7 protein-coding genes are annotated in these 6,447 nt (G+C 29.6%); 1 reads left to right on the top strand and 6 read right to left on the bottom strand.

Features of this window, described 5'->3' with window-relative positions:
* Positions 1–285 precede the first annotated feature (285 nt).
* A complete protein-coding gene (locus EK368_RS14725) occupies positions 286–456 on the bottom strand; it encodes a hypothetical protein (protein ID WP_165000274.1) in 171 nt (56 codons plus the stop codon).
* A 326-nt stretch (positions 457–782) separates the two neighbouring features.
* On the opposite strand from EK368_RS14725, the gene cobO reads away from it, so the two are divergent.
* Complete coding sequence (gene cobO, locus EK368_RS01050; RefSeq protein WP_129595875.1) at positions 783–1,304, top strand: cob(I)yrinic acid a,c-diamide adenosyltransferase; 522 nt, start codon at positions 783–785, stop codon at positions 1,302–1,304.
* A 14-nt stretch (positions 1,305–1,318) separates the two neighbouring features.
* Here cobO and EK368_RS01045 read toward each other — a convergent pair whose 3' ends face one another.
* The 5 genes from EK368_RS01045 to EK368_RS01025 form a co-directional block, all read right to left on the bottom strand.
* A complete protein-coding gene (locus EK368_RS01045) occupies positions 1,319–2,014 on the bottom strand; it encodes an anaerobic ribonucleoside-triphosphate reductase activating protein (protein ID WP_129595874.1) in 696 nt (231 codons plus the stop codon).
* On the bottom strand, positions 2,007–4,133 hold the full coding sequence (locus EK368_RS01040) for a ribonucleoside triphosphate reductase (RefSeq protein WP_129595873.1): 2,127 nt from the start codon (positions 4,131–4,133) through the stop codon (positions 2,007–2,009). Before EK368_RS01040 ends, EK368_RS01045 begins: the two co-directional genes overlap by 8 nt.
* A 218-nt stretch (positions 4,134–4,351) precedes the next feature.
* Positions 4,352–4,987: an orotate phosphoribosyltransferase gene (pyrE, locus tag EK368_RS01035; protein ID WP_129595872.1), complete on the bottom strand. Its 636-nt coding sequence runs from the start codon at positions 4,985–4,987 to the stop codon at positions 4,352–4,354.
* Between the two features lie 98 nt (positions 4,988–5,085).
* The gene (locus EK368_RS01030; RefSeq protein WP_165000273.1) at positions 5,086–5,949 is read right to left on the bottom strand and encodes a sensor histidine kinase; all 864 of its coding nucleotides are present in this window, start codon (positions 5,947–5,949) and stop codon (positions 5,086–5,088) included.
* An 11-nt stretch (positions 5,950–5,960) separates the two neighbouring features.
* Positions 5,961–6,446, bottom strand: coding sequence for a hypothetical protein (locus EK368_RS01025; protein WP_129595870.1), 486 nt, complete (start codon positions 6,444–6,446; stop codon positions 5,961–5,963).
* Position 6,447: the final 1 nt, after the last annotated feature.

Here is a 6,447-nt window from a genome sequence, read left to right as displayed (position 1 = left end):
TTGGCAATTAATTTGTTTGCTTGTCATTTCTTGTGCTGTTTAGTTTTCAAAGGTCAATCTCTTCGTCGTTTTAGCGACTTAATCATCTTATCATTTTTTTCTTTCTTTGTCAATCACTTTTTTTATTTCGTTTTGCTGTGACGACAATTAATACTTTAACATATTGTTTTACATATGTCAATACTTTTTCCAAAAATCATTTTTATCAAACTTGACTTTTGTAAAGAACAGTATTAACTATACCATATTTCATAATTCGCGTCAACTATTTTTATGTTTTTTTCATCAACCTCTTTTCATAGGTTCATAAGGATCTTCTTCATAGTCAAATTCAAACTTTTTTAATCTTGCTTTATTTGTAAATATACTCTGATTTCTCATTATATTTAAGCGATCATAATCATCTTCTTCGTAGTCAAAATCTCTTTTATATACTTTTCCTTCATTAGTTTTCAACTTGATCTCTCCTTAATATGTTCTTTATACATACCCCTATTTGTATCTATTTTACCATAAAAACTTTAACAATAAACTTTAGTTTGGATAAAAGCTGACTATTAACAAATTATATTTAAGAAAAGTCATAAAAAATTCGCATATCCCTATCGAAATTGCTCATATCTCCAATGAAAGGATTTTTTTTCATGAATTTATGAACTCTATGAATTTACGTAGCTAATACTTTTTAGATATTTTGATATAATATATAAAAGTACAAAATTTAATTTTTTATTTTTTAAAAGTACTAAGTATATTAAAGAAAATAAAAGATTATAGAGGAGCTGAATAATATGAAAGGCTATGTACAGGTATATACGGGTAATGGAAAAGGAAAAACTACTGCCGCTTTAGGACTTTCTTTAAGAGCTTGTGGAGCTAATAAAAAAGTCTTTATTGCTCAATTTATAAAATCAATGGAGTATAGTGAATTAAAAGCTTTAAAGCATCTTTCCTCTATCCATGTAAAACTATATGGACATGGATGTTTTATCACTCAAAATCCTAAAGAAGAAGATATTCTAGCTGCCAAGAACGCTTTAAAAGAAGTATCTGATCTATTGACAAGTGGTTCCTATGATGTGGTTATTTTAGATGAAATAACAATCGCCATTTTTTATCGTCTTATTCATATACAAGATGTTTTATCTTTAATCCAAAATAAACCTTCTCATGTAGAACTCATCCTTACCGGAAGATATTGTCCTAAAGAAATTATAGATGCAGCTGATTTAGTCACTGAAATGAAAGAAGTAAAACATTATTATACAAAAGGTGTACTTAGCAGAGAAGGAATAGATAAATAGAGAGCCTAGACTCTCTATCTTATTTTAAAACTTTCAAAATAATCTTCTATTTCTTTTTTTATATCTTCTAATACTTCAAACTCATATGGATGAAACACATTTTGTCCTCCTAAAATTGTTTCTCCATCCCTAAAATTTTGGAGTATATATTTTTTACTACCCTTTAAATATTTTGCAATTTCTAATATATCTTCTGTATTCAATAATTCTTCACATACAGTTGTTCTAAATTCATACTCTATATTTGAATTTTTAATAATCTCTATGCTCCTTTTTATATGATCCATATTCCCATGGGTGTTTGTGATTGTTTCATATTTTGAAAAAGGAGCTTTAATATCCATTGCTATATAATCTATCAACTTTTCATTGATTAATCTTTCTATCATAACAGGATTTGTTCCATTTGTATCTAATTTTACTAAAAATCCTTGTTCTTTAATCTGAACAATAAAAGCATAAAGGCCTTGATAAATTGTAGGTTCTCCTCCTGATATACATACCGCATCTATGAATTTTTTTCTCTTTTTTAAAAATGTAAATACTTCTTCTTTTGTAATTGCATTTTCTTTACTATATACTACATGTGCATTATGGCAGTATGAACATAAAAAATTACATCCCCCTAAAAAGTACATAGTACATATTTGCTCAGGATAGTCTATGAACGAAGTTTTTTCATGACCTACAATCAGTAAATCATTATCCAATTTTTATAGACACTCTCTGCTGTTGATGTTTTAGGCTCTGTGTATGAGAAAATTCTGTTCTATCCTTAAATTCTTCTTGTTTTCCTTTATTCCATGATTGAACTGGTCTATGAAATCCCACTACCCGTGTCCATACTTCGGATTCTTTTCCACAATGAGGACAATTAAAATGTTCTCCTGAAATATATCCATGATCTGCACAAATAGAAAATGTTGGTGTAATGGTTACATAAGGAATACTGCTATTTTCCATTACTTTCTTTAAAAGAAGTTTACAAGTCTCTATACTGTCAATTTCTTCTCCAATAAATCCATGAAATACTGTTCCTCCTGTATACAGAGATTGTAGTTTTTCTTGCAGTTCAATAGCCTCAAATACATCATTTGTGTAATTTACAGGAAGCTGAGTAGAATTTGTATAATACGGTTCGTTTTCTCCTTGAGTAAAGATATTTGGATACATTTTTTTATCAATCCTTGCAAATCTATAACTAGCTCCCTCAGCAGGAGATGCCTCTAAATTCCACAAGCTTCCAGTTTCTTCTTGGAATATTTGAATCACTCTATTCATAAATTCCATAATTTCAACAGCAAACTCATTTCCTTCTTCTGTAGTAATATCTACTCCTAATAAATTGATGCACGCTTCATTCATTCCATTTAATCCTATTGTTGAGAAGTGATTCTTAAAGTACTCGCCCGTTCCATCCTTAACCCCTTGAAGATAAAATCTTGAATAAGGATATAATCCTGCATCCATATATTGTTCTAGCACTTCTCTTTTTGTCTCACAAATTTCTTTTGCAATCTCCATTAAGTTTTTCACTCTACTTTTAAATTCTTCTACAGTTTTTGAGAGATACCCAATCCTTGCCATATTCAAAGTTACTACATTAATAGATCCTGTTAAAGGATTTGCTCCGAATAATCCCCCACCTCTTCTTCTTAGTTCTCTATTATCGAGTCTTAGTCTACAGCACATACTCCTTACATCTTCTGGCGATAAATCAGAATTTAAGAAATTGGCAAAATAAGGTGTTCCGAACTTTCTTGTCATCTCCATAATGGCATTGACAGATTCTGAATTCCACGGAAAATCTGGTGTAATATTTACAGTAGGAATGGGGAAGCTAAATGCTCTTCCTGCTCCATCTCCTTCCATCATTACTTCACAAAATGCTTTATTAAACAGATCCATTTCCTTTTGAAACTCTTTATATGTTTTTTCCATAATCTCTCCAGCGATGATTACTGGTTGATTTTTAAGAAGTGGATGAGGTGTAATATCTAATGTAACATTAGTAAAAGGAGTTTGAAAACCCACTCTAGTCGGTACATTTAAATTAAATACAAATCTCTGCAAAGCTTTTTTTACTTGTTCGTAACTTAGATTGTCATAATAAATAAAAGGTGCTAAATAAGTATCAATGCTAGATACAGCTTGAGCTCCTGCTGATTCACCTTGAAGAGTATAAAGTAGATTAACAAGCTGTCCTAGGGCAGATTCTAAATGCCTTGGAGGCTTTGATTCAATTTTTCCTTTTGCTCCTCTAAAACCATATCTTAAAAAAGATTCAAGATCCCATCCACAACAATAAGGAGCCAAAAGTCCTAAATCATGTATATGTAAATCTCCTCTAATATGTACTTCTCTTAATTCTTTTCTATATATTTTATTTAACCAATACTTTTTCGTAATACTTTCTACAATGTGATTATTGAGTCCTTGTAATGAAAATCCCATATTGGCATTTTCATTGACACGCCAATCTTCCAAATTAACATACTCTTCAATCATTCTTTCTGCATCCATGAATAAATTTTTCACTTCTCGAATTTCTTCATGTTTTTTTCTATATAATATATAAGCCTTTGATGTTTTTGCATGACCTTCCTCAATCAATACTTTTTCTACTATATCTTGAACATCTTCTACAGATGGAATACTTGCTCCGTAAGTCTCGTGAATAATATCAACTACTATTTTTGCCAATCTTGCTGCAACCATTTCATCTTTTCCGCCTACAGATTTAGCAGCAGCAAATATAGCAAGCTTGATTTTACTACTATCAAAGTCGACAATTTCACCATTTCTCTTTTGAACCTTTGTAACTGACATACTACCCCTCCTATTGTGTTTCTTTCTTTAGCTTACACCACATATTGTATATTATGCACCATTGTCCCCACTTATGACAATGTTTCTTTTAAATGAATTCCTACAGGTTTTGACCTATTTATCCATAGATCCTCTGTCGTTCTTTCATGTTCTTAATTTTATAATTTAAGTTTATATATTTACAAAAGAATAAAAGGATATGCCTAAGGCATATCCTTTTATTCTTTTGTAAATATATAAGGATTTTTACTCCATTTTGTTAACATTTCTTTTTCTTCTTCTTTGATATAACCCATATCTATTGCAATAGGAAGAAGAATATTATATCCAGTTAGTGTATCATAAGAAACTTTCATCTTTGAAAAAGATTCATCTACTTGATCAAAATTATAAGTAAATATAGCTACAACCCCTAGTACCTCTGCTCCTATTTCTGTTAAAGCTTTCACAGCTTTTATAGAGCTTCCTCCAGTAGAAAGTAAATCTTCTATGACTACAACCTTTTGACCTTTTTTTACAATGCCTTCAATCTGATTTCCCTTTCCATGACCCTTTGCACTACTTCTTACATATGCCATAGGAAGATTCATCTTTTCAGATACCCATGCCGCATGAGGAATTCCTGCAGTAGCTGTTCCTACAATTATCTCAACGTCTTCATATTTTTCCTTAATCAATTTTTCAAATCCATTTGCAATCATATTTCTTACATGGGGATAACTCATAGTCAGACGATTGTCACAATAAATAGGTGATTTGATTCCTGATGCCCATGTAAAAAGATTATCTGTACTTCTTATAGCAACAGCTTTAATTTCCAAAAGATTTTTAGCAATTTCTTGACTTATATTCATATTTTATCCTCCTTGTTAGCCTCACTGGACTCCTTTTAAAGGTATTTCTCAATTATGTTATCATCATATTTTCGTCTTGTCAATTTATTATTTGTATCTTAATTAGATGTAGCCAATTTCTTTTTGACAGGCAAAAAAATAGTAAAAATTGTTCCTACACCTTCATAGCTTTCAACTTGAATTTTCCCTTTATTATTTTGAATAAATTGTTTTACAATGTTTAAACCATATCCATGGTCACTACCCTCTTTAGTAGAATACCCTTTTTCAAATATTTTATTATACAATGCATCTGATAAAATTGGATAAGAATTGCCTATAGCAATTACACATTCATCTTCACACTCTTGAATATCTATAGTAAGCACTTTATCATCTTCTTTACAACGTTCTAATTCATAAATTGCATTGTCTATCAAATTAAATAATACTTGAGACAAATCAATAGAATCTATATATAAATGGTCTAATGTAGAACTTATATCTAATTCTACTTTAATTCCTTTACTTTGTGCAATAGCACATTTTCTTCCTAAAGTAGCAGCAATCTCAACATTTTCTATTTTAGAAATAGAAAAAACTTCTTCTACTCTTTGCGAAACTTTAAAAATGTATTCTAAAGCCTTGTCACTTTTTTTTAATTGCAAAAGTCCTGCAATCAAATTTAAGTGGTTGATAAAATCATGTTTTTGTCCTTGTAATGCATCGATCACTTCTTTAGAATGATTTAGCTTCATAATAGATTCTTTTTCTTTTTTTAAAAAATGTACCATATAAAAAACACAAATAATTGCACTAATTCCTAGAATATTAATAATGATTCCCATAAAATATGGGTACTGAAATTGAATAATTATATTCCCCATTAAATTTAAAATGGTATTATTTGTCAAAAACATAATCATAAAACTTTGCAACAATATGAGTCCTACTAATATATATGCACGAATCGAAAGCTTCATAGATACCATCCTTATTTATCATAATTATGAAAATACGAAAAATCAATCAAAGTAATTTTAAAAACATATCCTACAACAAACGCTATGATTAATAGTATATCTGAAATAAAGCCTGCCAACAATGTTCCCCCTGGTCTAAACACTAATGTATTAGGATCTAAACAAAAGATTTTTAACATAGGAAACAAAAAAAATCCTTCTCCCCAAAGTAATAATGAAAAACTAATAAGTCCTGCAATCATACTATCTAATATTCTTTGTTTTCCTATGATTCTTATTAACAATATAAAACAAATAAATAATATAAATATATGCGTTCCAAATGGGATTTTATAGTAAATATATATTTCTCTAATTCCATATACAATTGGTGAAAATACAATCCCTATCCTTATCATTTTTTTAAAGTTTGGCCTTATTCCTAATACTCCTAATCCTGCTCCTAGCATTAGAAAAATCTCCATAAAATGCGCTAATAATTTTTCTACAATCATCATA

This window comes from Anaerophilus nitritigenes, from assembly GCF_004138215.1.
GTDB classification, from domain to species: Bacteria; Bacillota; Clostridia; order Peptostreptococcales; family Thermotaleaceae; genus Anaerophilus; species Anaerophilus nitritogenes.
The sequence above is the reverse complement of the archived record's forward strand: the minus strand, read 5'-3'. Positions and strand labels throughout refer to the sequence as shown.